This window comes from Mobilicoccus pelagius NBRC 104925 (assembly GCF_000247995.1).
Classification (GTDB): domain Bacteria; phylum Actinomycetota; class Actinomycetes; order Actinomycetales; family Dermatophilaceae; genus Mobilicoccus; species Mobilicoccus pelagius.
Map to the genome: position 1 here is coordinate 1 of NZ_BAFE01000056.1, position 24,054 is coordinate 24,054.

The 24,054-nt window shown below is 74.1% G+C and carries 25 protein-coding genes, 1 tRNA gene and 1 pseudogene; 11 read left to right on the top strand and 16 right to left on the bottom strand.

The features are described 5' to 3' along the window. Positions 1–1,113 (top strand): magnesium transporter (gene mgtE, locus MOPEL_RS08650; protein WP_009482510.1); only part of this gene is annotated, 1,113 nt, incomplete at its 5' end. A 70-nt stretch (positions 1,114–1,183) separates the two neighbouring features. On the opposite strand, the gene MOPEL_RS08655 is transcribed toward mgtE, so the two are convergent. The 7 genes and pseudogenes from MOPEL_RS08655 to MOPEL_RS18975 form a co-directional block, all read right to left on the bottom strand. Then, positions 1,184–1,837 (bottom strand): aggregation-promoting factor C-terminal-like domain-containing protein, encoded by a 654-nt coding sequence (locus tag MOPEL_RS08655; RefSeq protein ID WP_009482511.1) that lies wholly within the window; start codon positions 1,835–1,837, stop codon positions 1,184–1,186. A gap of 296 nt (positions 1,838–2,133) precedes the next feature. Continuing rightward, a pseudogene (locus MOPEL_RS18495) lies at positions 2,134–2,353 on the bottom strand (PhoH family protein); the annotation flags it as partial. A 12-nt stretch (positions 2,354–2,365) separates the two neighbouring features. Next, positions 2,366–4,231 carry a polyprenol phosphomannose-dependent alpha 1,6 mannosyltransferase MptB gene (mptB, locus tag MOPEL_RS08660; RefSeq protein WP_281023908.1) on the bottom strand — a complete coding sequence of 622 codons (1,866 nt, stop codon included), beginning with the start codon at positions 4,229–4,231 and terminating at the stop codon, positions 2,366–2,368. Positions 4,232–4,277: 46 nt separating this feature from the next. Beyond that, the gene (locus MOPEL_RS08665; RefSeq protein WP_009482514.1) at positions 4,278–5,039 is read right to left on the bottom strand and encodes an isoprenyl transferase; all 762 of its coding nucleotides are present in this window, start codon (positions 5,037–5,039) and stop codon (positions 4,278–4,280) included. A 135-nt stretch (positions 5,040–5,174) separates the two neighbouring features. Next, a complete protein-coding gene (locus tag MOPEL_RS08670) occupies positions 5,175–5,552 on the bottom strand; it encodes a hypothetical protein (RefSeq protein ID WP_009482515.1) in 378 nt (125 codons plus the stop codon). After that, positions 5,552–6,274, bottom strand: coding sequence for a mycothiol conjugate amidase Mca (mca, locus tag MOPEL_RS08675; protein ID WP_373279735.1), 723 nt, complete (start codon positions 6,272–6,274; stop codon positions 5,552–5,554). Before mca ends, MOPEL_RS08670 begins: the two co-directional genes overlap by 1 nt. Next, positions 6,160–6,522 carry a PIG-L family deacetylase gene (locus MOPEL_RS18975; protein WP_009482517.1) on the bottom strand — a complete coding sequence of 121 codons (363 nt, stop codon included), beginning with the start codon at positions 6,520–6,522 and terminating at the stop codon, positions 6,160–6,162. The genes mca and MOPEL_RS18975 overlap by 115 nt, the downstream gene beginning before the upstream one ends. A 116-nt stretch (positions 6,523–6,638) precedes the next feature. Between MOPEL_RS18975 and MOPEL_RS15960 the strand changes: the two genes are divergently transcribed. From MOPEL_RS15960 to MOPEL_RS18505, 6 genes are all read left to right on the top strand, one after another. Next, positions 6,639–7,016, top strand: coding sequence for a DUF4307 domain-containing protein (locus MOPEL_RS15960; protein ID WP_009482518.1), 378 nt, complete (start codon positions 6,639–6,641; stop codon positions 7,014–7,016). A 432-nt stretch (positions 7,017–7,448) separates the two neighbouring features. Next, entirely contained in the window at positions 7,449–7,943 is a 495-nt protein-coding gene (gene greA / locus MOPEL_RS08685; RefSeq protein WP_009482519.1) for a transcription elongation factor GreA, read from the top strand. Beyond that, the gene (gene msrA, locus MOPEL_RS08690) at positions 7,943–8,635 is read left to right on the top strand and encodes a peptide-methionine (S)-S-oxide reductase MsrA (RefSeq protein ID WP_009482520.1); all 693 of its coding nucleotides are present in this window, start codon (positions 7,943–7,945) and stop codon (positions 8,633–8,635) included. Before greA ends, msrA begins: the two co-directional genes overlap by 1 nt. Before the next feature lie 89 nt (positions 8,636–8,724). Next, positions 8,725–9,648, top strand: coding sequence for a hypothetical protein (locus MOPEL_RS08695; protein ID WP_009482521.1), 924 nt, complete (start codon positions 8,725–8,727; stop codon positions 9,646–9,648). Between the two features lie 134 nt (positions 9,649–9,782). Continuing rightward, the gene (locus tag MOPEL_RS18500) at positions 9,783–10,121 is read left to right on the top strand and encodes an MFS transporter (RefSeq protein ID WP_245544748.1); all 339 of its coding nucleotides are present in this window, start codon (positions 9,783–9,785) and stop codon (positions 10,119–10,121) included. A gap of 793 nt (positions 10,122–10,914) precedes the next feature. Beyond that, the gene (locus MOPEL_RS18505; RefSeq protein ID WP_009482523.1) at positions 10,915–11,139 is read left to right on the top strand and encodes a hypothetical protein; all 225 of its coding nucleotides are present in this window, start codon (positions 10,915–10,917) and stop codon (positions 11,137–11,139) included. 199 nt (positions 11,140–11,338) lie between these two features. Here MOPEL_RS18505 and MOPEL_RS08705 read toward each other — a convergent pair whose 3' ends face one another. Further along, positions 11,339–13,399: a hypothetical protein gene (locus MOPEL_RS08705; RefSeq protein ID WP_009482524.1), complete on the bottom strand. Its 2,061-nt coding sequence runs from the start codon at positions 13,397–13,399 to the stop codon at positions 11,339–11,341. Further along, positions 13,362–14,306, bottom strand: coding sequence for a FlgK family flagellar hook-associated protein (locus MOPEL_RS17235; protein WP_009482525.1), 945 nt, complete (start codon positions 14,304–14,306; stop codon positions 13,362–13,364). The genes MOPEL_RS08705 and MOPEL_RS17235 overlap by 38 nt, the downstream gene beginning before the upstream one ends. A 338-nt stretch (positions 14,307–14,644) precedes the next feature. Between MOPEL_RS17235 and MOPEL_RS08710 the strand changes: the two genes are divergently transcribed. The 4 genes from MOPEL_RS08710 to MOPEL_RS08725 all read left to right on the top strand — a co-directional run bounded on the left by MOPEL_RS08710 (position 14,645) and on the right by MOPEL_RS08725 (position 17,528). Then, complete coding sequence (locus MOPEL_RS08710) at positions 14,645–15,706, top strand: SGNH/GDSL hydrolase family protein (RefSeq protein ID WP_141631266.1); 1,062 nt, start codon at positions 14,645–14,647, stop codon at positions 15,704–15,706. A 144-nt stretch (positions 15,707–15,850) separates the two neighbouring features. Next, positions 15,851–15,924: transfer RNA gene (locus MOPEL_RS08715), tRNA-Leu, on the top strand. A 447-nt stretch (positions 15,925–16,371) separates the two neighbouring features. Next, positions 16,372–17,250, top strand: a complete 879-nt coding sequence (locus tag MOPEL_RS08720) for a Bax inhibitor-1/YccA family protein (RefSeq protein ID WP_009482527.1) — start codon at positions 16,372–16,374, stop codon at positions 17,248–17,250. Between the two features lie 2 nt (positions 17,251–17,252). After that, positions 17,253–17,528 (top strand): hypothetical protein, encoded by a 276-nt coding sequence (locus tag MOPEL_RS08725; protein WP_009482528.1) that lies wholly within the window; start codon positions 17,253–17,255, stop codon positions 17,526–17,528. Positions 17,529–17,758: 230 nt separating this feature from the next. On the opposite strand, the gene MOPEL_RS08730 is transcribed toward MOPEL_RS08725, so the two are convergent. The 7 genes from MOPEL_RS08730 to MOPEL_RS08760 form a co-directional block, all read right to left on the bottom strand. Further along, positions 17,759–18,586: a uracil-DNA glycosylase gene (locus tag MOPEL_RS08730; protein ID WP_009482529.1), complete on the bottom strand. Its 828-nt coding sequence runs from the start codon at positions 18,584–18,586 to the stop codon at positions 17,759–17,761. Continuing rightward, positions 18,583–19,539: a Ppx/GppA phosphatase family protein gene (locus MOPEL_RS08735; protein ID WP_009482530.1), complete on the bottom strand. Its 957-nt coding sequence runs from the start codon at positions 19,537–19,539 to the stop codon at positions 18,583–18,585. Before MOPEL_RS08735 ends, MOPEL_RS08730 begins: the two co-directional genes overlap by 4 nt. Then, positions 19,536–20,189: a DUF501 domain-containing protein gene (locus tag MOPEL_RS08740; RefSeq protein ID WP_009482531.1), complete on the bottom strand. Its 654-nt coding sequence runs from the start codon at positions 20,187–20,189 to the stop codon at positions 19,536–19,538. Before MOPEL_RS08740 ends, MOPEL_RS08735 begins: the two co-directional genes overlap by 4 nt. A gap of 95 nt (positions 20,190–20,284) precedes the next feature. Then, entirely contained in the window at positions 20,285–20,812 is a 528-nt protein-coding gene (locus tag MOPEL_RS15980) for an FtsB family cell division protein (protein ID WP_009482532.1), read from the bottom strand. A gap of 182 nt (positions 20,813–20,994) precedes the next feature. Next, positions 20,995–22,275 carry a phosphopyruvate hydratase gene (gene eno / locus MOPEL_RS08750; RefSeq protein WP_009482533.1) on the bottom strand — a complete coding sequence of 427 codons (1,281 nt, stop codon included), beginning with the start codon at positions 22,273–22,275 and terminating at the stop codon, positions 20,995–20,997. Positions 22,276–22,567: 292 nt separating this feature from the next. After that, positions 22,568–23,317 carry a MazG family protein gene (locus MOPEL_RS08755; RefSeq protein ID WP_040633748.1) on the bottom strand — a complete coding sequence of 250 codons (750 nt, stop codon included), beginning with the start codon at positions 23,315–23,317 and terminating at the stop codon, positions 22,568–22,570. Between the two features lie 77 nt (positions 23,318–23,394). Continuing rightward, positions 23,395–24,000 carry a hypothetical protein gene (locus MOPEL_RS08760; RefSeq protein WP_009482535.1) on the bottom strand — a complete coding sequence of 202 codons (606 nt, stop codon included), beginning with the start codon at positions 23,998–24,000 and terminating at the stop codon, positions 23,395–23,397. Positions 24,001–24,054: the final 54 nt, after the last annotated feature.

The following is a 24,054-nucleotide window of genomic DNA, read 5'->3' on the forward strand; positions in this document are numbered from 1 at the left end:
CTCAAGGACGAGGACGTCGCCTCCGTCTTCACCGAGATGGAGCCCGACGACCGCGTGAGCCTGCTCGACGAGCTCCCCGCCTCGGTCGCGACCCGACTCCTGCAGGCGCTGTCCCCCTCCGAACGCGACCTCACCGCGACAGTGCTCGGATACCCGGAGGGGTCGATCGGCCGACGCATGAGCCCCGAGTACGTCACCGCCCATCCGCACCTCACCGCCGAGGAGACCCTCGGGCGGGTCCGTGCGGGACTCGCCGGCGCCGAGACCGTCTACACCCTCCCCGTCGTCGACGACCGGCGGCGGCTCGTCGGCGTCGTCGGCCTCCGCGACCTCATGTCGGCGACGCCCGACCACCTCGTCGCCGACCTCCTCGACGAGCCGCACTCGGCCCGGGCCACCGACGACGCGGAGACCGCGGCGCGATGGTGCGCCGACCTCCGCCTGCTGGCCCTGCCGGTCGTCGACGACGAGGGGCGTCTCGTCGGGATCCTCACCGTGGACGACGCCCTGCGGATCCTCGAGGACGCCGAGTCGGAGGACCAGGCCCGCATCGGCGGCTCCGAGCCCCTGCGGCGGCCGTACCTCGCGACGCCGGTGCTCGCCATCGTCCGTTCCCGCGTCGTGTGGCTGCTCGTGCTCGCGGTCGGGGCCACCCTCACCGTGCAGGTGCTCGAGGTGTTCGAGGCCACTCTCGCGCAGAAGGTCACCCTCTCCCTCTTCATCCCCCTGCTCATCGGGACGGGCGGCAACACCGGCAACCAGGCCGCGACCACCGTCACCCGTGCCCTCGCGCTCGGCGACGTCCGGCCGCGGGACGTCCTCGCCGTCCTCGCCCGCGAGCTGCGCGTCGGGCTCAGCCTCGGCCTCGTCCTCGGCGCGGTCGGGTTCGTCGTCGCAGGCCTCGCCTACGGGGCACCCATCGGCGCGGTCATCGGGCTCACCCTGCTGAGCATCTGCACCCTCGCAGCCACCGTCGGCGGGGTCATGCCGCTCGTCGCGAAGACCCTCCGCGTGGACCCGGCGGTCTTCTCCAACCCGTTCATCACGACGTTCGTCGACGCGACGGGCCTCCTCGTCTACTTCCTCATCGCCCGCGCCGTCCTCGGCCTCTGACCGCCACCGACGACACGACGGCCCCCGCCTCGGAAGGGCGAGGGCCGTCGTGGTTGGCGCGCGAAGCGGCTCAGTACCAGTTGTGGGCGCGGGAGTGCGACCACGCCCGGCAGGGGCTGCCGTAGACGTCGTCGATGTAGTCGAGGCCCCACCTGATCTGGGTCGCGGGGTTCGTGCGCCAGTCGGCACCGTGCGAGGCCATCTTGCGACCGGGCAGCGCCTGAGGGATGCCGTAGGCGCTCGAGGTGGGGTTGTCCGCCGTGGCCGTCCAGTCGGACTCCTTGGTCCACAGGGCGTCGAGGCAGGCGAACTGGCGTCCACCCCAGCCTCGGGCGGAGGCGAGGGAACGGGCCACGGCCTTCGGCGAGCGCGCCGCGCGTGCGCTCGACCGGGAACTCCGGGCGCCGTGGGCTCGCGCCCCGGCGGCCTTCGCACCCGTCGCAGCGGCGGCGGAGCCCCGCGTCGAGGCGGCGGTCGTCGCCACGGAGGGGGCGAGGGCGAAGGCGCTGAGCGCGACCCCGGCGAGGGGGTGGCCCGGCATCGTCGCGGTGACGGCGCCGAGGCGGGCCGTCGAGGCCGGCACCGCGGCGGGCGCGGCACCCTGCGGACGGGCGGAGGTGGTGTCGGCGAGCGCCGGCGGCGCGGCGGCGAACGATCCCGCGGCGAGGAGGGCGACCGCGACGGGCGCGGCGAGGCGAGCCGAGCGGGAGAAGTGCTGAGACACAGTGGTTTCCACTTCCGATGTCGCAAGGACACCGTTTCTTGACGATTTCGTGACCTCACGATGACACGTGGCGGACGCCCGTCCAACCCGTCGGGGACGATCGTCCCGTCACGCGGTGGATCCCCTTGTCAGCGCGCGTCGAACGCCTGAGACGCCTTGCTCACCCGCTGAGACACCCCACCCACCGGACCACCTCTCCGCGCGACTCGACCCCACCTCGCGCCCCTCGGGCCACCTCGCGCACCGGGCCCCGCCGGTGGGCGGCGGCAGGTCGGGACGGCCGATCGGGTCGCCGATCCCTCCAGCAGGTCGGTGACGGGCGCCGCAATGGGGCTCCGTTCGCTGCGCGAGCGTCACGTGCGCGAACTGCGGGTGCCCCTCGAGGATCTCGACGACCGCGGCGATCCCGTCGTACCGGCCCACGCGGAGGTTGTCGCGCTGGGCGACGTCGTGGGTGCGGGCGACGCGGGAGTTCTGCCCGATGCGGGAGAGGGCCGTGAGAAGGACGTTGCGTTCGGTCCGGGGCTGTCAGCCGCGGGAGAGGAGGCCGGCGAGGGTGCGCCGAACGTCGCCGTCGAACTCCTCGGTGTCCCCGGGCACGACCGCGGCCATCGGCGCGGCGAGTTCGGCCCGGCGGCGCCAGAGGTTGAGGGCGCCCCACGCGACGGCGGCGATGCCGAGCATGCCGGCGCCGTTGACGACGGAGAGGTCGAGCATCGAGTAGGCGATGAGCCACCCGGCGGCGACGCAGACGGCCGCGACGAGGCGCCGGTGCGTGGCGGTCGCGCCGAGGAGGACGACGCCCCAGAGCACGTACCAGGGATAGACCGTGGGTCCGCCGAACGTGAAGACGAGCATCGCCGCGGCCGCGGCGGCGACGGGCCGGCGCGGGGCGAGCACCCACGTGATCCACACGAGTCCGATGAGGACGCCGACCATGCCGACGGCCTGCGTCGCGGGGACGACCCCGGCCGTCCACTCACCGGGGACGCCGAGCTGGGTGAGGAGGAACGAGACGCCCGCTGCGAGCATGCTCACTGGTGCGAGGAGGGAGAGCACCGAGCCGGGGACGCCGAGGTTGGCGATCCATCCCCAGCCGAGTCCGGTGAGGGCCGTGAGGACGGTGAAGGCCGCCAGGGCGACGAGGCCGACCTTGACGGCGATGCGGGCGTAGGCGGGTTCGTCGACGCCCGAACGCAGCGCACCCTCCCCCGCGAGACCTCGGGCGTGGCGGTAGGCGAGCCCGGCGACCCCGACGAGTGCGAGGACGGCGGTCTGCTTGAACCCGGCCCCGGCGGCGACGGCGATCGCGCCGGCTACCCAGCGGCCGTCGGCGGCGAGGAGGAGCCCGACGACGACGAGCGCGATCATCATCGCGTCGTTGTGCATGCCACCGACGAGGTGCATGAGGACGAGGGGGTTGAGCACGCCGAGCCACACGGCCTGGTCGCGGGAGACGCCCATTCGCTGCGCGAGGCGCGGGAGGGCGTAGGCGATGACCCCGAGGGCCACGAGCGCGGGGATCCGCATCGCGATCGCCGCGAGGAGCGCGTGCCCGCCGGTGAGGTCGACGACGAGCCGCTGGACCTGTAGGGCGAGCGGCCCGTAGGGGGCGGCGGTGTAGAGCCATAGGGGGTCGACCTGGTCGGCGAACGCCCCGGGCACGGCGATGGGGCCGGTGCGGTAGGGGTCCATTCCCCGGCTCACGACGAGGCCCTGCGCGGCGTAGCTGTAGGCGTCGCGGCTGAACAACGGCGGGACGCAGGCGATGGGCAGGCTCCACCACGCCCACGCGGCGACGGGTGCCGTGGGCCGCCCGGGCGCGGGTCGCAGGCGCAGCCACACGTCGAGGAGTCGGAGGAGACCGACGAGGAGGAGCGCCGTCGCGGTGAACCGGGCGGGCTCGCTCGTCATGTGCGAGAAGAACGGCCCGTCGTAGAGCGGCGCGTCGGCGGCGACGAACGCCGGGGAGAAGGCTCCGAGGGCGATGAGGAGCATCGCGACGAAGCCCTGCCGGACGAGCGGGGCATGCCAGGCGTCGGCGAGATCGGAGCGGGCACCGCGGAGCGCCGCGAGGACGATCCGGGTCGTCGAGGTGGAGCCTGCCGCGTCGTGCGCGCCGATCCGTTCGTGCGCCGTGGTCATCCGCCCCCCTCGCGTGCCGCCCGCTGGTCTCGAACCGTCGTGTCCCCGATGTCCGCCGCGCGGAGGCCCGTCCGCGGGGGCCGCCCATTGGTGGGCGACGACGAACGTGGCGGAGGTGGGCAGCGCCGTGACGGCCCCGTCCGACTCATGGGTGACCTCTCCATCATGACAGGTGCGTCTGGGCGTGGGCTGGGAATCGACGCGTCGTCGGACGACCGACCGGGACGCCCCGTCGGGCGACGTGGCGATCCGCGGCGGGACCCAGGTCGGGCCGCGGCGGACGCCGGGGCGGACCTCAGGAGCCGAAGCGGCGTTCCCGCTCGGCGAAGGCGCGAAGGGCGCGGAGGAAGTCGACGCGACGGAAGTCGGGCCAGTACGCCTCGCAGAAGTAGAACTCGCTGTGCGTGCTCTGCCAGAGGAGGAACCCGCCGATGCGCTGCTCGCCGGAGGTGCGGATGACGAGGTCCGGATCGGGCTGCCCACGCGTGTAGAGGTGTGCGGCGATCGTCTCGACGTCGAGGGTCTCGATGACGTCCTCGAGGGTACGTCCGGCTGCCGCGGCCTCCTGGAGCATCGCGCGCACCGCATCGGCGATCTCCTGCCGACCGCCGTAGCCGACGGCGACGTTGACGACCATGCCCTCGATGTCGGCGGTGCGCTCGGCGGCCGCCTGGAGCTCTGCGCGGATGCCCTTGGGGAGGAGGTCGAGAGCCCCGACGGGGTTGACCCGCCAGCGGCGCATGCCGGCGATCTCCCCGACGACGTCGGCGATGATCCGCAGCAGCGGGGCGAGCTCGTCGGGGTCGCGCTTGAGGTTGTCGGTCGAGAGGAGCCACAGCGTGACGATCTCGATGCCGACCTCCTCGGACCAGCTGAGGAACGGGACGATGTTGTCGGCACCCGCCCGGTGTCCGTCGGCGGTGGCGGCGCCGTTCTCCCGCGCCCAGCGGCGATTTCCGTCCAGCATGACGGCGACGTGGCGAGGGAGCCGCTCGGGCGGCAGCTGCGCCACGAGCTTGCGTTCGTATGCCCCGTAGAGCAGGTCACTCACGTCCACAGCGGCTCCAGTCGGGGAGGGGATACCGGATCAACGGTACCGCCCCGGGCTGGGCGGGAGCCGTGCCTCGGCCGAGGACGGGCCGAGTGCGTGCCACGCCGGGGCGTGGCCACCACGTGTGCGGCTCCCGAGGCGTCAGGCTCGCGGATCCTCGGGCGTAACAGGGGATCCCGCCTCGGCGGCCCCGTCGCGAGCGGCCGTGCGGCGCGGCGCGTCGGCCTCGACCGGCATGCGGGCGCCCTCGCCGTAGGCGGTGGCGGGGCCGTCGGGCGCGAACGTCGGGCGCTTGTCGGGGTCGACCGGGAGGAAGATCCGACGCCGGGACGGGCGCGCGTGCACACCCTCGGCCTCGGCCTCCGCCGCACGACGCTCGTCCTCGAGCTCCTCGTCGAAGCGCACGTTGCGCAGCCGACCGCTCATGTTGCGCATGAGCAGCCAGAGCACGACGGCGAGGACGAACAGCGCGAGGAACCCGCCGAGACCGGCCGAGATCGTCTGGTTGATGCCGCCCATCATTCCCCCTTCAGGGTCGAAAGGATCTCCTCGTCGACGACGACGTCGTCGACGACCAATGACGCCTCGCCCGCCACGGCGGAGCGTGACAGGGCGTCCGCCTCCGCTGCGGACCCGAGGCCGGCGAAGAGGTCGGACTCGCCGGCCTCGTGGGGCACGTATGAGGCCGCGAGCTCGAAGTCCTCGGTCGGCCACACCTCTCGCTCGGTCTCGAGCGGCATGCCGAACCACCACGAGTCGGGGTCGATCTGCGTCGCGTGGGCCCGGAGCGCGGCGTCGCGCGTCTCGAAGTGGTCGGCGACGTCGACGCGCGTCGTGACGGTCCGCGACGGACGGTCGGCCCACCGCTCGAGCCACTCGCCGAACGGGGACTCCGCGCCCCGCTCGGTGAGCGCGGAATGGAACGCCCGGATGCGGTCCACGGCGATCGTCTGGTTGTAGTAGAGCTTGAGCGGCTGCCACGGCTCCCCCGCGTGAGGGAAGGCCTCCGGGTCGCCCGCCGCACGGAACGCGGCGACGGACACGACGTGGGTCATGATGTGGTCCGGGTGGGGGTAGCCGCCCTTCTCGTCGTACGTCGTCATGACGTGCGGGCGGAACTCGCGGATCACCCGCACGAGGGCCTCGACCGTGACGTCGACCGGCTCCAGCGCGAAGCAGCCCGCCGGCAGCGGGGGCCGGGATCGCCCTGCGGCAGACCCGAGTCGACGAACCCGAGCCACGTGTGCTCGACGTCGAGGATCTCCCGCGCCCGTTCCATCTCCTGTCGGCGGTACCCGGCCAGGTCGCGCAGCACGTCGGGGTGGGTCTCGAACTTGGGGTTGAGGATGTCGCCCCGCTCCCCACCGGTGCACGAGACGACGTGGACGCGCGCACCCTGGGCGCGGTAGTGCGCCATCGTGGCGGCACCCTTGCTCGACTCGTCGTCGGGATGGGCGTGGACGGCCAGAAGCCGGAAGGATTCGGTCACGGGGTTCCTCGAATGGCAGGGGGCTCCGATGGGGGCACGGTCGTACTCGCCCGTCATTGTGGCACCGCGCACCGAGGAGGGCTCCGCCGCCCGGGGCCACCGCGTAGCCTGTCGGCGTGTCCGCCCTCGCCCGTTACCGCACCCTCCCCCGCTCCCAGCGCATCCTGTGGATCGTCGGGCCGCTCACGCTCCTGCTCGGCACGGCGCTCGCCATCTGGTTCGGCCTCGCCTCGACCATGGGCAAGCCACTGTGGACGAACGTCGGGTACGACATCCGCGACGGCCGACACGTCGTCGTGAGCTACCAGCTCACTCGCCCCACGGACCGCACGGTCGTCTGTGCGGTGGAAGCACGCGAGCTCAGCCACGCGATCGTGGGCCGGGTCGAGGACGTCGTCCCACCCGGCGGGGAACCCCGACTCACGCGTCACATCGAGGTCCGCACCTCCGCCCGGCCCGTCGCCGGCGAGGTCACCCAGTGCCGCGTGCGCTGAGCACCACGCTGCGCATGACTCCGGGGACGACGGGGACGACGGGGACGACGGCACCGACGACCGCGTCGAGCACGACGAGCACGACGAGCACGACGCCGCCGGGAACGGCGGACGGAGCGGCGGAGGTGGTCCACGGCGCCGACCCCCGCGCCTGAGGCCCGTCGAGGCCCCGGCGCGTGGCACCGGCGCGTGGCCTCCGCGCGTGGCCCCCGCTCGTGGCCCCCGCTCGTGCCCGTGGAGGGGACGGGGACGGGTGTCCCACATCGAATCGCCATGAGGGGCGGGGCGCTCTATCATGGAGGACTTATCCACGGCCCCCCTGACGGCGGGCCGTTCGATCTACCCGGGGGCTCCGCCCACGCGCCGGTCACGGTTCGTGGACAGGAGTGCGCATGTGCCGCAGGGAGTCCCACTCGACCAAGGAGCAGTCACGTGTCCGACACCACCGCGCAGGCCAGCTACCTCACGCAGGAGGCACACGACCGCCTGGAGGCAGAACTCCAGCATCTCTCCACCGATGGGCGTGCCGAGATCAGCAAGCGCATCGAGGCGGCCCGGGACGAGGGCGACCTCCGTGAGAACGGCGGCTACCATGCCGCCAAGGAGGAGCAGGGCAAGATGGAGGCCCGCATCCGCCAGCTCACGCAGCTGCTGCAGACGGCGATCGTCGGCGAGACCCCGCCCGACGACGGTGTCGTCGAGCCTGGCATGGTCGTGAGCGTCGACATGTTCGGCGAGGAGTTGACGTTCCTGCTGGGCAGCCGCGAAATCAAGGGCGACGACGACGACATCGACGTGTACTCGGAGAAGTCCCCGCTCGGCGAGGCGATCAACGGCCGCAAGGTCGGCGAGGAGGCCTCCTACGCCGCGCCCAACGGCAAGACGATCACCGTGACGATCACCGGCGCCAAGCCCTACCGCGTCTGATGTTCTTCCGTCAGACGCCGACGATGGTCGAACCGCACGAGGCCCTGCCGGGCCGGTCCACGCCGATGCCCGGGGTGCCCCAGCGGCACCTGGTCCTCGACGCGCCCCTCACGGCGCCGTTCGGTGACGGCGTCGAGGTGCTGTACGTCGCCGGTGGCTGCTTCTGGGGGATCGAGCGGATCTTCTGGCGTCTCGACGGGGTCGTCTCCACCGCCGTCGGGTACATGGGTGGCCACACGCCCAACCCGACGTACGAGGAGACGTGCACGGGTCGTACCGGGCACGCCGAGACGGTGCTCGTCGCCTACGACCCGGCCCGCATCGGCGCCGACCGTCTCGTCGCGACCCTCTTCGAGAACCACGATCCGACGACGCCGAACCGGCAGGGCAACGACGTCGGCACCCAGTACCGGTCCGCGATCTACACGACCACCTCGGAGCAGTTCGCCGCGGCGACGGCGGCGAAGGCCGCGTTCCAGGAGGTCCTCACCGCGGCGGGGCACGGCACGATCACGACGGAGATCCGTCCCGTGGAGGAGGCCGGCTCGTTCTACTACGCGGAGGCCTTCCACCAGCAGTACCTCGACGCCAATCCGAACGGGTACTGCAACCACGGTCCGAACGGCTACAGCTGCCCCGTCGGGCTCGTGGGTGTCCCCGCGCAGACCGACGTCGAGCCGCCCCGCGGCTGACGGCGCCGGCCCGCCTCACCACGACACCGCCCACCCCTCCCTCACCGGGAGGCGGCGGGCGGTGTCGTCGTGGCTGGCAGGATGCCCCCATGGGACTGTTCTCACGCCGCCGCACCGAGTCGATGGACCCGGACCTCTCGTTCATGACCGTCTCAGAGGCCGATGAGCTCCGCCGGCTCACCCTGAGCGCACTCGCCGCGTACGGCATCGAGGCCCGCGTCGAGGGCGGGGAGATCGTCACGGCCGACGGCACCACCGTCGAGCTGTGGAACCTCGCGACGATCTGCGGCGCGGCGAACGCCCCCGAGGAGTGGCCTGCGCTCGTCTCCGAGCACGTGCGCGAACTCGTCACCGCGGTCGACCCCGTCGGCCCCGAGGACATGACCCGCCGGCAGATGCTCGAGGCCCTCCGCCTCCGCCTCGCCGAGGAGTCCTACGTGCGGGGCATGCCGCAGCAGCCCGCGGCATGCGAGCCCGTCGCCCCCGGCCTCGTCCGGCACCTCGTCGTCGAGACGCCCGACGCTCTCCTCCCCGTGTCCGCCGACGTCGTCACCGCCGTCGTGCCGTTGGAGGAGGCCGTCACCGCCGCCACGGAGGCCACGCGGACGCTCGCCGAACGCACCCGCCTCGAGTCCGAGATCTACGGCGAGGGGTCCGGCGCGGTGCGCGTCGTGTTCTCCGAGTCGCCGTTCACCGCCACGTTCGCCCTCGACCTGCCCGGCGTCGTCGACCGGCTCGACCCCGGTGCGGACCTCTCCCGCGGCATCGTCTTCGCCGTGCCCACGCGGCAGCAGATCGTCTACCACCTGCCCACCGACCCCGAGTCCGTCCGCGCGGTGCTGCCCGTCATGCTCCGGTTCGCCGGCACGGCCTACGACGAGGGCGCCGGCCCCGTGAGCCCCGAGCTCTACACGTGGCAGGACGGCCACATCGACGCCCTCACCGCCCCCGGCCGGGACGGCCGCGTCGAGATCACCCCGACGGGTGCGCTCACCGCGTTTCTCGACGGCTGACCCTCATCCTCCCCCTCACCCGGTGATCCCGGCCGGACGAGGCGGACCGGGTGTTTCGCGTGCGTCGGCCGGGCACGCCGCACGGCCGGATGTCGAGCCCTGCGCACCGCGACGGGGGCCGCTACCGTCCAGCCGTGAGCGCCTCCGTCTCCTCCCGCCCGTCCGCGTGGCGCGTCGGCGTCGCGTTCGGCGTCGTCGGCCTCTTCGCCGACATGGTCCACGAGGGCGGCCGTTCCCTCTACGGGCACGCGCTGCTCGCCCTCGGCGCGTCGGGGACGGTCGTCGGGCTCGTCACCGGGGCGAGCGAGGCGATGGCCCTCCTCCTGCGCCACTCCGCCGGCCCCACCGCCGACCGTCGCGGCACCCACTGGTCGTCCACCGTCGCGGGATACGGACTCACCGCGGTGTACGTGCCGCTCCTCGCCGTCGCGCCGCGCCTCGGAGCCGCCGGTCTCGCCCCGAGACGGCGATGATCCTCCTCGAACGCGGCGGCACGTCCGTGCGGTCGCCGTCCACGTCGGCGTTCCTCGCGACGGCGGCGCGGTCCCTCGGCCGCGGTCGCGGGTTCGGGGTGCACAAGACCCTCGACCAGGTCGGCGCCTTCGCCGGGCCGCTCCTCGTCGCGGGCGTCGTCGCCGCGACCTCGTCCCCGTGGCCGGGATTCGCATGTCTCGCCGTGCCGGGCGCCCTCGCGATGCTCGCCCTCCTTCGCCTTCGCCGCACGCTCGACGGGGCGATCCCGGGAGGAGCACCGACCGATGCGACGCCGCAGGCCGATGCCGCGTCGCCGGCGGGTGTCACGTCGTCCACGGGTGACGGGACGGGCGGTCGACGCGCGTGGTGGCGGACGGTCCTCGGCGCGGATCTGCCACGGGCGTTCCTCCGGTGCGCCTGCGCCGCCGGGGTGGCGGCGGCCGGACTCGTCACCGTCGCGGTGATCTCGGTGCATCTCACCCGCGACCTCGGCATGGCCGCCGCGTCGATCCCGCTCGTCTACGCCGCCGCGGTAGCCGCGGTGGCCGTGGTGGCCGCGGAGGCCGTCGCGGCCCTCGTCACGGGGCGGGTCTTCGACCGCGTCGGTCCGGTCACCCTCCTCGTCGTCCCCGTGGCCGTCGCCATCGTGCCACCGCTCGCGTTCGGTGCCTCGCCGATGCTCGCGCTCGCCGGGGTGCGCTGTGGGGGTGCACGACGGGCATCCAGGACTCGGCCATCGAGGCACTCGTCGCCGATCTCGTCCCGGCGGCGTCCCTCGCGACGGCCCACGGCGTGTTCGCCGCGGTGCAGGGCGTGTTCGCCGCGGTGCAGGGCGTGTTCGCCGCGGTGCAGGGCGTGTTCGCCGCGGTGCAGGGCGTGTTCGCCCTCGTCGGCGGAGCCACGGCCGGGTTCCTCCTCGACCGCTCCGTCCCGACGCTTGTCGCCCTCGTCGCGCTCTCCCAGGTCGTCGCCGCCGCCCTCCTCCTGCGCACGATGTCGGCACGCGCTCGTCGCTGACGGCCGACCCACGCGCACGGACCCACGGACCCACGGACCCACGGAGCCAGGCAGCCGGGCAACCGGACAGCCACGCAGCCCGGCCCGGTCCGTCTCCGCCCCGCCCGACTCGGTGCGTGCGACTCGGGCGTGCGACTTGGGGCGTGCGACACAGCGGGTCGTCGACGACGTGACGGGTGCCGGTGTCCCGGGTCCGCGGTCAGGCGGTGTGCGAGGCGAGCCACCCGGACTGGTCCTCGAGGCGTTCGAGGAGCGACTGCAGTGCCTCGACGCGGCGGTCGAGGTCGATGCGGCGGGAGTCGAGGCGCTGTTCGGCGCCCGACTTGTCGATCGTGTACTCCCCCTGCGGGGCGAGCTCGGCCTGGATGCGGATCGCGAGCGCCCCGACGCGTGGGTCGGATGCGGCCTCCGACGTCGACGCCACGGAGCGGGCGACGGACGCGACAGTGTTCTCGACGCCGACGGCATCCTTGACGTACTCGTGCGCGAACGCCTCACGGTCGAGGGCGACCCGGCTGCGATGGACCGACGTCCCGGCGATGAGGGGGCGGCCGTCGGCGTCGACGAACGCCTCGCCGACGGCGGCGGCGAGCGGTGCCGCGACGGCGCCGAGGACGCCGGCGACCGTGTCCCCGCCCGACGCCGACGCCGCGGGTGCGGTGAAGGAGGCGGCGAAGGACGAGGCGGCCGAGGTCATCGCCGCCCACGTGGAGGCGAGTGCACCGCGCGAGGTGTCGGTCGGCGCGGGACGTCCGGCGGCCCCGGGGCCGCCGGCAGGAATCTCGCCCGTCGCGCCGAGGGCTCCCCCCACGGCGTCGGCGACCTGCCCGACGGCGTCGACGAGGGTCTGCACGCGTCCGAGTGCCGGGCCGGGGTCGGGCGTGATGGCGAGGGTGGCCGTCCCGGGGGCGGCGACGGTGACGTCGATGCCCGGGCGGACGCCGGTGAGGACGCGGGTCGGCGACGTCGTCTCGACCCCGCCGACGACCACGACGGTGCGTCCGGCGTCGGTGGGCGACCCGGTGGTGGAGGCGTCGCCCCCGGCGCCCGCGAGGCCGGGGATCCCCGCCGCGGGAACGCCGGGAGCGCCCGCGACGGCGCGGACGTCGACGGCGAGGATCTCGGAGACGCGGCCGTCCCCCGTGCCCTCGACCGGGACGACGCCTGCGGCGGTCGCGACGGCGGGGTCGCTCGACCCGACGAGCACGGGGATGCCGGTGGCGACGGCCTGACGTGCGGCCGACCCTGCCGAGGCCATCGCGGCGTTGGCCTGGTGCAGCGCCGGGACGAGGGTGGACGTCGGGACCTCCCCGATCGCGCCGAGCGCCTCGGAGACGTGTCGGCCGATGCGGGCGGAGGCCGTCGTCACGGCGGCGTCGAAGGCACCCACGAGGCCCGCGCGTCGCCCGAGGGCGGTGGCTGTGGCCGCGGCCTGCGCCTCGAGCGCCTCGAGCGCCTCGAGGGGCGAGGTGTCCGCGTCCGATCCGCCCGGGGTGGTCGGCGTGCCGGTCGGCGGAATCGCGCCGGGGGTCCCGGTGGGTCCTGCCGCCGCGCCCGGCGCACCGGGGCCGGCCGACGTTTCGCTCGTGGCCCCCGCTGCGGGTGTCCCGCCGAGGGAGATGCCGAGGAGCGGTGCGCCGGAGGCGACGTCGGCGCCGGTGACGCCGTCGGCGACGCGCAGCGTCCACGCCGAATCGCCGGCGAGGAGGGTGACACCGGGGGCGCCCGCGGCCGTCGTCCCGGCCGCCTGGGCGTCGCGGACGGCGCCGACGAGCGAGCGGGCGACCTCGTCGAGGGCGTCGACGGCGGGTCGGAGCAGGGTGCGGTCCGCGGCGACGTGCCCGCCGAATCTACCGCCCGCGGTCGCCGCGGATCCGTCGGACCAACGGAGCTGGAGTGCGGGCGATCCCGCGGTGTCCTCGTCTCCCGGGACCGGGGCGGCGGGGGACGTGGCCGGCCCCGCGACGGCACCGGGATCGGGGCCGAGCGGCGCACCCGGGGCGGACGGGGACGGAGCCGTGGTCCCGCCGACGGCGGGGGGCGTGGTCGACCCGGCCGGGGGCGTGTCGACGGGTCCCGGTCCCGCGGTGGCGACCGGTGGGGCGTCCCCCTCGGCCGTGACGGGTCCTGGCGACGCCGGCGACGGCGCGGGGGCGTCCCCGGTGGTCGAACCGGGCGCGCGGGTCGGGGGAGTTCCGGCGCGGCCCGGCGTGGCCGCACCGTCACCTGCCGTCGGGCCCTCGGGTCGGGGCGGCGCCACGACGGGGGCCGTACCGCCCGCGGCCGGTGCGGTGGGGCGGGCCGTCGGAGCCGTGTCGTCGTCGGCCAGGGGCGCGGAGGGCGTCTCCCGCCCGTCCGGCCGGTCGAGCACCGGGGCGTGGGAGCGGGGCGGCGCCTCGGTGCGGGGCGGGGCCTCCGGAGAGGTGTCGCCGCGGCCTGCCCCCGGGTGTCGGCTCGGGGCGGGAGGACACGGGCCGATCGACCTCGAGCGTCTCCGCACGTCCGCCGACGACGAGGGCGCGGTCGTCGAGGGTCGCGTCGACGGTGCCGTCGGGGTTCTCGCGGATCGTCGCGCCGACCTTCTCGGCGAGCCCGTCGGCGAGCTGCCGCTGGCGGGCCTGGATGTCGGTGCGGCGGGCGGCCGTCGGGGGCGTCTGCGCGGTGAGTTCGTCGTTGAGTTCCGCGAGGCGGTGCGCGTCGGTGACGGCCTCCTCGGCGATGCGGACGGCCTTCTCCTGGTTGGTGATCCGTAGGGCGGCGAGCCGTGCCGCGGACGCACGGGTGCGCTGGGCGGCTTCCGTGGCGGCGGCGAGCGTCGCGTCCTCCTGTGCGCGGGCGGCGCCCTCGTCGGCGGGCCGCGGTTGTTCGTACAGCCGCCGCAGGTCGGCCACCTGGGGTTGCACCTGGCGTGAGGTCTCGGCGAGGGCCTCCTTGAGCCCTTCGGCGGTGCGGCTCTGCGTCTCCAACGCGTACCGGTCGGCGACGAGACGACGGGTCTCGGCGCGGACGGAGGCGGAGTCGCCGATCGGCTCGAGCGGGTCCACTGTCTGCGCACCGGGATCGGTCCGGGTCTCCCGCGAGGGCGTCACGTCGTGCCGTCCGGAGACGCCGAGGACCGACAGGGGTACTCCCCTGCCGGCGGTCGACAGATCGGGCATCGAGGTCATCGCGATCACTCATCCATGAGTCGTGAGCGGCCGTCCTGGCCGCAGGAGGCGGCCTACCTCCCTGCGTCCCCATCGTCCGCACGCCGCGCCGTCTGAGTGCCGGAGTCGGACGGGTGCCCCACCCGGTGGACGTGTCGGGTGAGGAGATGGCCGGGATCCGTCCGGGCGACGTGCCGGGCGGGCATGTCACGCATCGTTCATCCATTCGTCCCCCAGGGTCCGCCTGTTCGCGGAACCCGCCCGGCACCGGGTCGCGTTCACTCGTCGGAGGGGCGACGACACGACGCCCGCCCGCACCGTCGTCGGCGGGAGCCCGGCCGTGCAGAGACGGAGGACGCATGAGTCGCGCACGCGTGATGCTCACGAGTGCCGTGATCGGTGGGAGTGCCGGACTCGCCGGCCTCGGCGCGGCGGGCGCCGTGAGCTACGGCGTCCTCAAGGTCGAGGCGCGTCTCGCGCGGCGCACGATCGGCAAGCCGTTCGACGCCTCCCCCGACGACACGAGCCTCTACGGCGCAGGCCTCGGCGCACCGGTCCGGCTCGTCGTCCTCGGCGACAGCCTTGCGGCCGGTCTCGGGGCGGACACGCGGTTCCAGACGATCGGCGGCGTCCTCGCGACGGGCGTGTCGGCGCTCGCCGGGCGCCCCGTGCAGCTGACGAACGTCGCGGAGGTCGGCGCCGAGTCCCCGTGGCTCGACGGACAGGTGCGGCGGGCGCTCGAGGCGGTGCCGCGGCCGGACGTCGCCCTCGTCACGATCGGCGGCAACGACGTCACGCACCGCATCCCCACCGCCGTGTCCGCGAGCCACCTGCGTCACGCCGTGGCGACGCTGCGGGGTGCCGGCGCGGAGGTCGTCGTCGGCACGTGCCCCGACCTCGGCACGATCGAACCGCTCGCGCAGCCGCTGCGGACGTTGACGAAGCACTGGAGCCGGGAGCTCGCCCGGGCCCAGACGGTCGCCGTCGTCGAGGCCGGGGGCCGCACCGTCTCCCTCGGCGACCTGCTCCGCCCCGACTTCCTCTCCGCGCCGGAGCACATGTTCAGCGTCGACCGGTTCCACCCCTCCCCCGCCGGGTACGCGCGGGCGGCGTCGGCGCTTCTCCCGACGGTGTGCGCCGCGCTCGGCCTGTGGGCCGGGGAGGCGCAGCGCGGCCCCGATCGGTTGCGCGGCGAACGCGTCGGCACCGTCGAGGACACCGCCGCCCGCGCCGCCCGTTCCCCGGGCGCCGAGGTCAGGGCCGTCGACGGCGGATCCACTCACAGGCGACGCGGCCTCGCCATGCTCCTGCGACGGCGCCGCCCCGACGGCCCGCCCGAGCACGACGACCCCGACGACGAGCTCGACACCACCGAGGGCACCGCTCCGGGAGCCGCTCCAGGAGCCTCCACGGACGGGTGATCCGTCGGCGTCCCCCGGGGAGTGCGCGACCGGCCGTGGGAGCACGACCCCCGGGACGACGACGGCGCCGGTCGTCGTGCCGGGGCCCACGACGGCGTGTGCACGACCGGTCTCCGCGCCGGTCTGCGCGTCTACGCTGGTGCCGCCCCCGTAGCCCAACCGGCAGAGGCGAGCCACTTAAAATGGCCGAAGTGCGGGTTCGAATCCCGTCGGGGGCACCGATGGCGACGCCCGTCGTCCCTCCTCGACCCCCGGCGCTCGACGCCGGTCCGGCGCGACCACCGGCGCTCCTGCACCCACCACGTCCCCGTCGAGCGGTGCGTGTTCGCGCCCCACCCCGGCTGGAAGCCGACCTCGCCGGCGCCGTGGTCGGTGCACCGCGGCCCCTCCCGATCACGAGCCCGCCGTCTGCGCGCGGGCATGCGTCACGGGTGTCGACGGACTCTTCCCAGGTCGGGCGCCACCGCCGCACCCCTCCCCCGACCCCGACCCTGCGTCGACCCCACGAGTCCCGCCTGCGGGCGCGCGCTCGCGCCGCAGGGAGGACGCGAGGCCGTCCCCCGTTCGACCGGCCGGCGCGACCTCCCCGCCACCCCGGGAACAGGGGCCACGGCCCGGACGTTGACACTCCCGACACGTCTCTGCTTCGAAAGGGCATCCCAGACATGAGCAACCCGGTCTTCAACCGGATCGACGAGCAGTCGCGCCGCGGCTACGCCGGCTTCGGCAGCAACCGGTCGACCCAGTACTACGGATCCCCGCAGGGCCACCCCCAGGACTACCAGAGCGCCGGCCGCCCCGACATGAGCGCGGGACAGCTGAACGACCTCTACAACTCTCCCGCCGCGGGCCCGGCGCAGAGCCGCCGCCTCACCCTCGACGACGTGATGATGAAGGCCGGCCTGCTCTTCGGCCTCATGCTCGTCGTCGCGGGCGTCACGTGGACGGCGGCCCTCATGATCAGCCCCGGCATCGCGGGCCTCGCCGCGATCACGGGTTCCCTCGTCACGCTGGTCCTCGGCTTCGTCATCGCGTTCAAGAAGAACGTGAGCCCGGCCCTCGTCCTCGTCTTCACGGTGTTCGAGGGCCTCATGGTCGGCGGCATCTCGGCCGTCTTCGTCCGGGCCTACGACGGTGTCGTCACGACGGCCGTCATCGCGACGCTGTGCGTGTTCGCGACGATGTTCCTCGGGTGGAAGACGAACCTCGTCCGCGTCACGGCGCGCAGCCGCCGCATCTTCGGCATGGCGATCGTCGGGTACATGCTCTTCATGCTCGTCAACTTCGTCGCCGCGCTCTTCGGCATGAACGCCGGCTGGGGCGTCTTCGGGGTCGGTTCGGGCCTGAGCATCCTCGTCTCGGTGTTCGCCGTCGGCCTCGCGTCGTACTCCCTCGCGATGGACTTCGACTCCATCCAGCGGGCCATCGACGCCGGCGCCCCCGAGAAGTACTCGTGGGTCCTCGCCTACGGCCTGCTCGTCACGGTCGTCTGGCTCTACATCGAGCTGCTGCGTCTCTTCGCCAACCTGCAGAGCCGCGACTGACCATGCTCGACCCCGTCGGAGACTCGGCCCGCACCGAGCTCGACCGCCTGGCCCACCGGTGGCACACGCTGCCGGTGGGCCGGGCGCGTTCTGCGGCCGTTCCCATGCGCGCCCTCGCCGCCGAGTGGCTCGGCGGCCCCGTCGAGGACCTCGGCCCCGCCACCGCGCTCGATCAGCTCCGCGTCGCCGTCTACGAGGCGGCCCGCGCGGGCACCCCGGACGGGACCCTCGGCGGGCGCCTCGCCGACCTGCGTCGGGAGGTCTCCGAGACGACGTGAGACTCGCCGCCGTCGGCAGCCCTCATCGGGTCGGCCCGCGGCCCACGCTCGGACATCGGACAGCCGCCTGCACCGCGCACCTGTCCGCGGTCACGCCTGTCGGTTCCCCTGCCCCGGCCGTCGACACATGCCTGTGGGCGTCACCCGTCGTCCGAGTCAGACCCCCGGCCGCGCGCCGTGCCCGTCGCTGTCTCGGCGGAGGCAGGGGTCGCTGGTGGCGCAGATCCCCGTCAGGCAGGGTCGTCGAGTCCCGCGGCGAGGCGGACGGCGTCGTCGAGCATGGGCTCGGTGAGGCGGCCGGTGAAGGTGTTCTGCTGGCTCACGTGGTAGCTGCCGACGAGTCGCACCGGGCCGTGCGGCGTGCCGAGCTCGGCGACCGCCCTGTGGGTGAACTTCGGCGTGGGACGCGGCACGTCCCAGCCGACGCGGCGCGCGGCGGTGAGCATCGCCTGCCAGCCGAAGCCGCCGAGGACCAGGATCCCCCGGAGCGACGGCGCGACGAGCTCGAGTTCCCGGTCGAACCATCCCGAGCACGTGTGACGTTCCTCGGGCGTGGGCTTGTTCGCCGGAGGCGCGCACCGCACGGGCGCGATGATGCGGACGCCGCTGAGCCGAAGTCCGTCCCCCGCGTGCACGCTCTCGGCCTGCGTCGAGAACCCCGCCCGGTGGAGGGCGGCGTGGATCCAGTCGCCGCTGCGGTCGCCGGTGAACATGCGGCCCGTGCGGTTCCCGCCGTGCGCGGCGGGCGCGAGACCGACGACGAGGAGACGCGGTTCCGGGTCACCCATCGACAGGACGGGGCGTCCCCAGTACGGCTGGTCGGCGAACGCGGCGCGCTTCTCGAGCGCGACGTGCTCGCGCCATGTGACGAGGCGCGGGCAGGCGCGGCACACCGAGCTGCGGGCGTCGATCTGCGGGAGGGTGGCGGCGAGGGCGAGACGCTCGACGTCGGTCGCGTCGTGGGCGACGGGCGTGTCGGGGGCGGCCGGGTCCTCCGGCCATCCCGTGCCGGGCGGGACGGGCGACTCGAACTCGACGCCGGTGACGGGGTGCCTCATGCGAGTCGCAACGCCATGCCGTCGAGGATGTCGCTCTCGCTCGTGCGGAGCGAGAGGCGGGGCGAGACGAACAGGGTGCGCCGGACGATCTCCGACCACACGAGGGCGCCCGCGGCGATGACGTCGGCCCGCTTGGGGTGGAGGAACGGCATCGACGCCCGCTCCTCCCGGGTGGAGCGGTACATGCGCTCGCACGCGTCGAGCATGTCCTGCAGCTCGACGTGGGCGCCGTGGATGCGGCTGCGGTCGTAGGAGTCGAGCCGCAGCGCGAGGGCCGTGAGCGCGGTGACGGTGCCGGCGACGCCGACCAGGGTGTCGACGTCCCTGAGGGGGACGACGGTCTCGACCTCGTCGAGGTGCCGCGCAATCTCGCGGGCGGCGGCGCCGATGGCCCCCGTGGTGGGGGCGCCGCGTTCGTCGGTGTCGCGGAGGAGACGTTCGGTGAGGCGGACGGAGCCGAGCGGCACACTGATCGCGGCCTCGGCTCGCAGCGGGTCGGCGTGTCCGCGGATGAACTCGGTCGAGCCGCCGCCGAGGTCGACGACGAGCGTGGACCCGAGTTCCTCCCCGCGGGCGAGGAGTGCCGACGTCGCGCCGACGAACGAGAGGTCCGCCTCCTCGGCTCCGGAGACCACCTCGGGCTGCAGACCGGGAAAGGCGACGCGGACGCCGGCGAAGAACTCGTCGGCGTTGGCGGCGTCGCGGGAGGCGGACGTCGCAGCGAGGCGGGTGCGTTCGACGCCGACCTCGGCGCACGTCTCGGCATAGTGACGCAGCACGGCGTAGGCGCGTTCCATCGCGGCGGGGGCGAGACGGCCGGAGGCGTCGACGCCCTCACCGAGCCGCACGATCTCGTTGTGGCGGCTCACCTCGTGCAGGACGCCGTCCTCGACGTCGGCGACGAGGAGTCGCAGGGAGTTCGTGCCGCAGTCGACGACCCCGACGCGGGTCACGGGCGGGCCTCTTCCTCGGGAGCCCGGGTGCAGGAGCCGTGGGCCCACCAGTCGGGCAGGGCGGCGAGGGTCTCGTCGCCGAGGGGGTTGACGCCGGGCCCGGCCGCGAGCGCGTGACCGGCGAGGACGTGGAGGCATTTGACGCGCTCGGGCATGCCTCCGGCGGAGATGCCGTCGATCTCGGGCACGTCGCCGAGCCGTGCGCGCCGACGCAGGTAGTCCTCGTGCGCGGCGCAGTAGCGCTCGGCGAGGTCGGGGTCGGCGGCGAGCCGCTCGCTCATGTCCTTCATGAGCCCCGCCGACTCGAGGGTGCTGATCGCGCCGGTGAGGCGCGGGCACGTCGCGTAGAACGTCGTGGGAAAGGGTGTGCCGTCGGGCAGACGCGACGCGGTCGCGAGGACGTCGGGGTCGCCGCACGGGCACCGGTGCGCGACGCCGACGACGCCGCGGGGCTCCCGGCCGAGCTGTCGGGCGACGGCGGCGAGATCCTCCGGTGCGACGCCCTCCCCGGCGACCGGCGCCTCGGTCGGTGCGTCGGTGACGGCCGGGACCGGATGGGCCGGGCCGCGAGTCGGGGTGGCGTCCGGTGCGGTCTCCCCCGGGGCGGGGACGGGCGACGCTGCGGGCTGGGAGTTCTCGGAAGACGTCATGACCTCGGGCGTGGCGATCGGGCGGCGGTGGGGCCGGTGGCAGTTCGGGTGAGGATTCTGGCGGTGGCGCGGTGGCGCGGTGGGGCGCCGCCGCGTCAGGGGCCGGTCGTCGGTGCGGCCGGGGGCGTGGCGGGCGTCGTGACCGGCAGACCCGTCGTGGGATCGGTCTCGGCCTCGGGCGCGTCGAGGCGGCTCACCGGCGCGGTGCGGGGATCGTCGCCCATCGTGTCGCCGGTGGCGATCGAGTCCCACACGGTCGTGTACCAGGCTCGGGGCTCGGCGCTGTGGCCCGGATCGATGACCGACAGGCTGTCGTGGGCGGGGCGGTCGCGGAGCGTGTCGGCGCCGACGACGACGTAGGCCGTCTCGCCGGGGCGGACGTACCGGAGTCGGGCGCGGCTCTGCTGCTCGACGTAGGCGGGGTTCTGCCAGTCCTGCGTGCGCTGCCGGAGTTCGGTGACCGTCGACTCCTTGTGGGTGACGGAGGCCTCGAGGTCGCGGTACTGCTGCTGCTGCACGAGGTAGGCGCGCAGCGGGGGGACGAGCATGACGGCGAGCAGCACGAACACGCCACCGAGCATCGCGAGACGCCGCGTGGAGCGGCGGGCGAGTGCGCCCGGCATCGTCACCCGGCGGGAGCCGGTGCGGACGGGTCGTGCCGCGGGCCGTGGGGTGGACCCCGCCGGGCGCGACCTGTCGCCGGACGCGCCGCGTCCGGTGGTCGCGCCTCGCGTCCCCGGGGCGCGTCGGGGGTTACCCGACCCACCCTGGGGTGCGCGGCGGCGGGGTCCGGTGGTGGCCACGATCAGGCGTGGAACCGCGGGAAGGCGGAGGCGCCGGCGTACTCGGCCGCGTCGTCGAGGAGCTCCTCGATGCGGAGCAGCTGGTTGTACTTCGCGACGCGCTCGGAGCGGGCCGGGGCTCCGGTCTTGATCTGGCCGCAGTTCGTGGCGACGGCGAGGTCGGCGATCGTCGTGTCCTCGGTCTCACCGGAACGGTGGCTCATCATGCAGCGGTAGCCGTTGGTCTGCGCCATCGTGACGGCGTCGAGGGTCTCGGTGAGCGAACCGATCTGGTTGACCTTGACGAGCAGCGCGTTCGCGGTGTCGTTCTCGATGCCGCGGGCGAGACGCTCGGGGTTGGTGACGAACAGGTCGTCGCCGACGAGCTGGACCTTGTCGCCGAGGCGCTCGGTGATCTGCTTCCAGCCGTCCCAGTCCTCCTCGTTCAGCGGGTCCTCGATGGAGACGAGCGGGTAGGCCTCGACGAGTTCGGCGTAGAAGTCGATCATCTCGGCGGCGGTCTTCGTGCCGCCCTCCCACTTGTAGGAGTCGTTCTCGAAGAACTCGCTGGCGGCGACGTCGAGCGCGAGCGCGATGTCGCGGCCGGGCTCGTAACCGGCGGAGCGGATGGCGTCCACGATGACGTCGAGCGCCTCACGGTTGCTGCCGAGGTTGGGGGCGAAGCCACCCTCGTCACCGAGACCCGTCGCGAGGCCCTTGTCGTGGAGGACCTTCTTGAGGGAGTGGTAGACCTCGGCGCCCCAGCGGAGGGCCTCACGGAAGGTCGGCGCGCCGATCGGCGCGATCATGAACTCCTGGATGTCGACATTGGTGTCGGCGTGGGAGCCACCGTTGAGGATGTTCATCATCGGCACGGGCAGGACGTGCGCGTTGGGGCCGCCGACGTAGCGGAACAGCGGCAGGCCGGCGGAGTCCGCGGCCGCGCGGGCGACGGCGAGGGAGACACCGAGGATGGCGTTCGCGCCGAGCTTGCCCTTGTTGTCGGTGCCGTCGAGGGCGAGCATCTCCTGGTCGACGGTGCGCTGGTCGCTCGCATCGTAGCCGACGAGGCGTGGGGTGATCTCGTCGATGACCGCGTCGACGGCCTGCTCGACGCCCTTGCCCATGTAGCGGCCCTTGTCGCCGTCACGACGCTCGACGGCCTCGAACTGGCCGGTGGAGGCGCCGCTGGGGACGGCCGCGCGGGAGACGGTGCCGTCCTCGAGGAGGACCTCCACCTCGACGGTCGGGTTGCCGCGGGAGTCCAGGATCTCCCGGGCCTCGATGTGCTCGATGCTAGCCACGAATCTCTCCTTGCTATAGGTGGGGAGTGCTGTGGAACGAGGTACTCCTCCAGCCTAGTGGGTGCCTCCGGGGCCCCGCAGGGCCGAGGGTGCGCGTCGGGCCTCGGATGCTCCCTCCACGGCCGGACGACCCGCTCTCGGACTCCCTCGCCGGGGCATCCCCGCGGTCTCGTGACCGTCGCCCCGTCACCCCCTCGCCCCGTCGCCCGCCGGCACCCCCGGAGCGGGCGGGCGTGGGCGCGCGGCGGGGCGGCCGCCGCGTGGCATGGGGCCGCAACCGGGGCACGAGGCCTCAGTCGGGGCGGTCGCCCGTCGCTCGTTCCTCGAGTCGCCGCACGGCGGAACGGAGTGCGGCGGCGACGTCCCTCCCCTCACGTCGTGCACGCAGCACGAGGCGCAGCATCTCCTCGCCGAGATCGCCGGGGGCGGAGTCGTGGGGGACGTCGGTCCCGGGGGGGCCGCCTGCCACGACAGCAGTCTCCATCGTTGCGGGGACCGCGGGGACCGCGACGTCCACGACGTCCGCGGGGTCCGCAGTGCCTGCGGAGGGTGCGGTGTCGGCCGGGGCTGCCGGGTCCGCGGGAAGGAGGCCTGCGCGGTCGAGGCGGGCGGCGACCTTGACGGCGCGTTCGAGCGGGGGCATGCCGCGGGGGAGGCCGTCGAGTGGCCCGACCCGGTCGGGCTTCTCGACGGCCTTGATCGCGTCCCAGTTCGTCTCCACCTCGGCCGCGCCGCTCACGGCGACACCGTCGAAGACGTGCGGGTGGCGGCGGCGGAGCTTGGCGACGATGCCGCGGGCGACGTCGTCGATGTCGAAGGGGTCATCGCCGTCCTCGCCGACGCGGGCGTGGAAGACGACCTGGAGGAGCACGTCGCCGAGTTCGTCGACGAGGTCGGGCAGGTCGCCGCCCTCGATGGCGTCGGCGAGTTCGTAGGCCTCCTCGACGGCGTAGGGCGCGAGGCTCGCGTGCGTCTGCTCGGCGTCCCAGGGGCAGCCGCCGGGCGAACGGAGACGGTCCATGACGTCGACGAGGTCGAGCACGGCCTCGCCGCGCCTGCCGACGCGAGCGGCCGCCGACCCGGAGGTGTTCCGAGCGGGCGGCCGCGAGTCGTGCGTCGTCACTGGGCGGGTGCCTCGCGGGGCGCGTCCTGGCCCTCGGGTGCCTGCGTGCCCATGCCGTTCTGGTAGACCCAGTTGACGGGGAGCTTGGCGTACTTGGGGTTGACCTCGACGCGACCGTCGGTGACGTAGGTCCGCAGCTCCTGCTCGAAGGCGTCGTTCGCGGCGGCGACCTTGCGGGCCTGGCTCGTGAGGCGGGCGTCGCCCACGCCCTGCTGGAGGATCTGCTGGGCCTGGTTGACCTCCTGGAGGGCCACGTAGGTGCGCAGCACCTCCTCGGTGGGCTTCGAGAGCGTCATCCGCGGGTTCTGCAGCTGGCTGCGGGCCTCGGCGGTACCGACGGGCACACCGGCGTCGCTCATCTTGTCGAGGAGCAGCGGGCCGATCGCGAGGAACTGGGTGACACCGCTCGCGTCGATCTGCTGGGGCAGTTGCACCTGCGCGAGCTCGACGGTCGCCGCGTCGACGTCCTTCTCCGAGACGGTGCGGTCGCCGACCCGGGCGGCCGTCCCGGGCTCGGCTCCGGGGGTCGTGCATCCGGTGAGGGGCAGGGCGGCCAGGAGGGCGACTCCTGCCACGAGGCGGCGGCTGCGGTGGAGCTTCACGACGGTGTCCTTTCGGGCGGCATGTCGAGCGGGGTGGGGCGCGGCTCGCCCCAT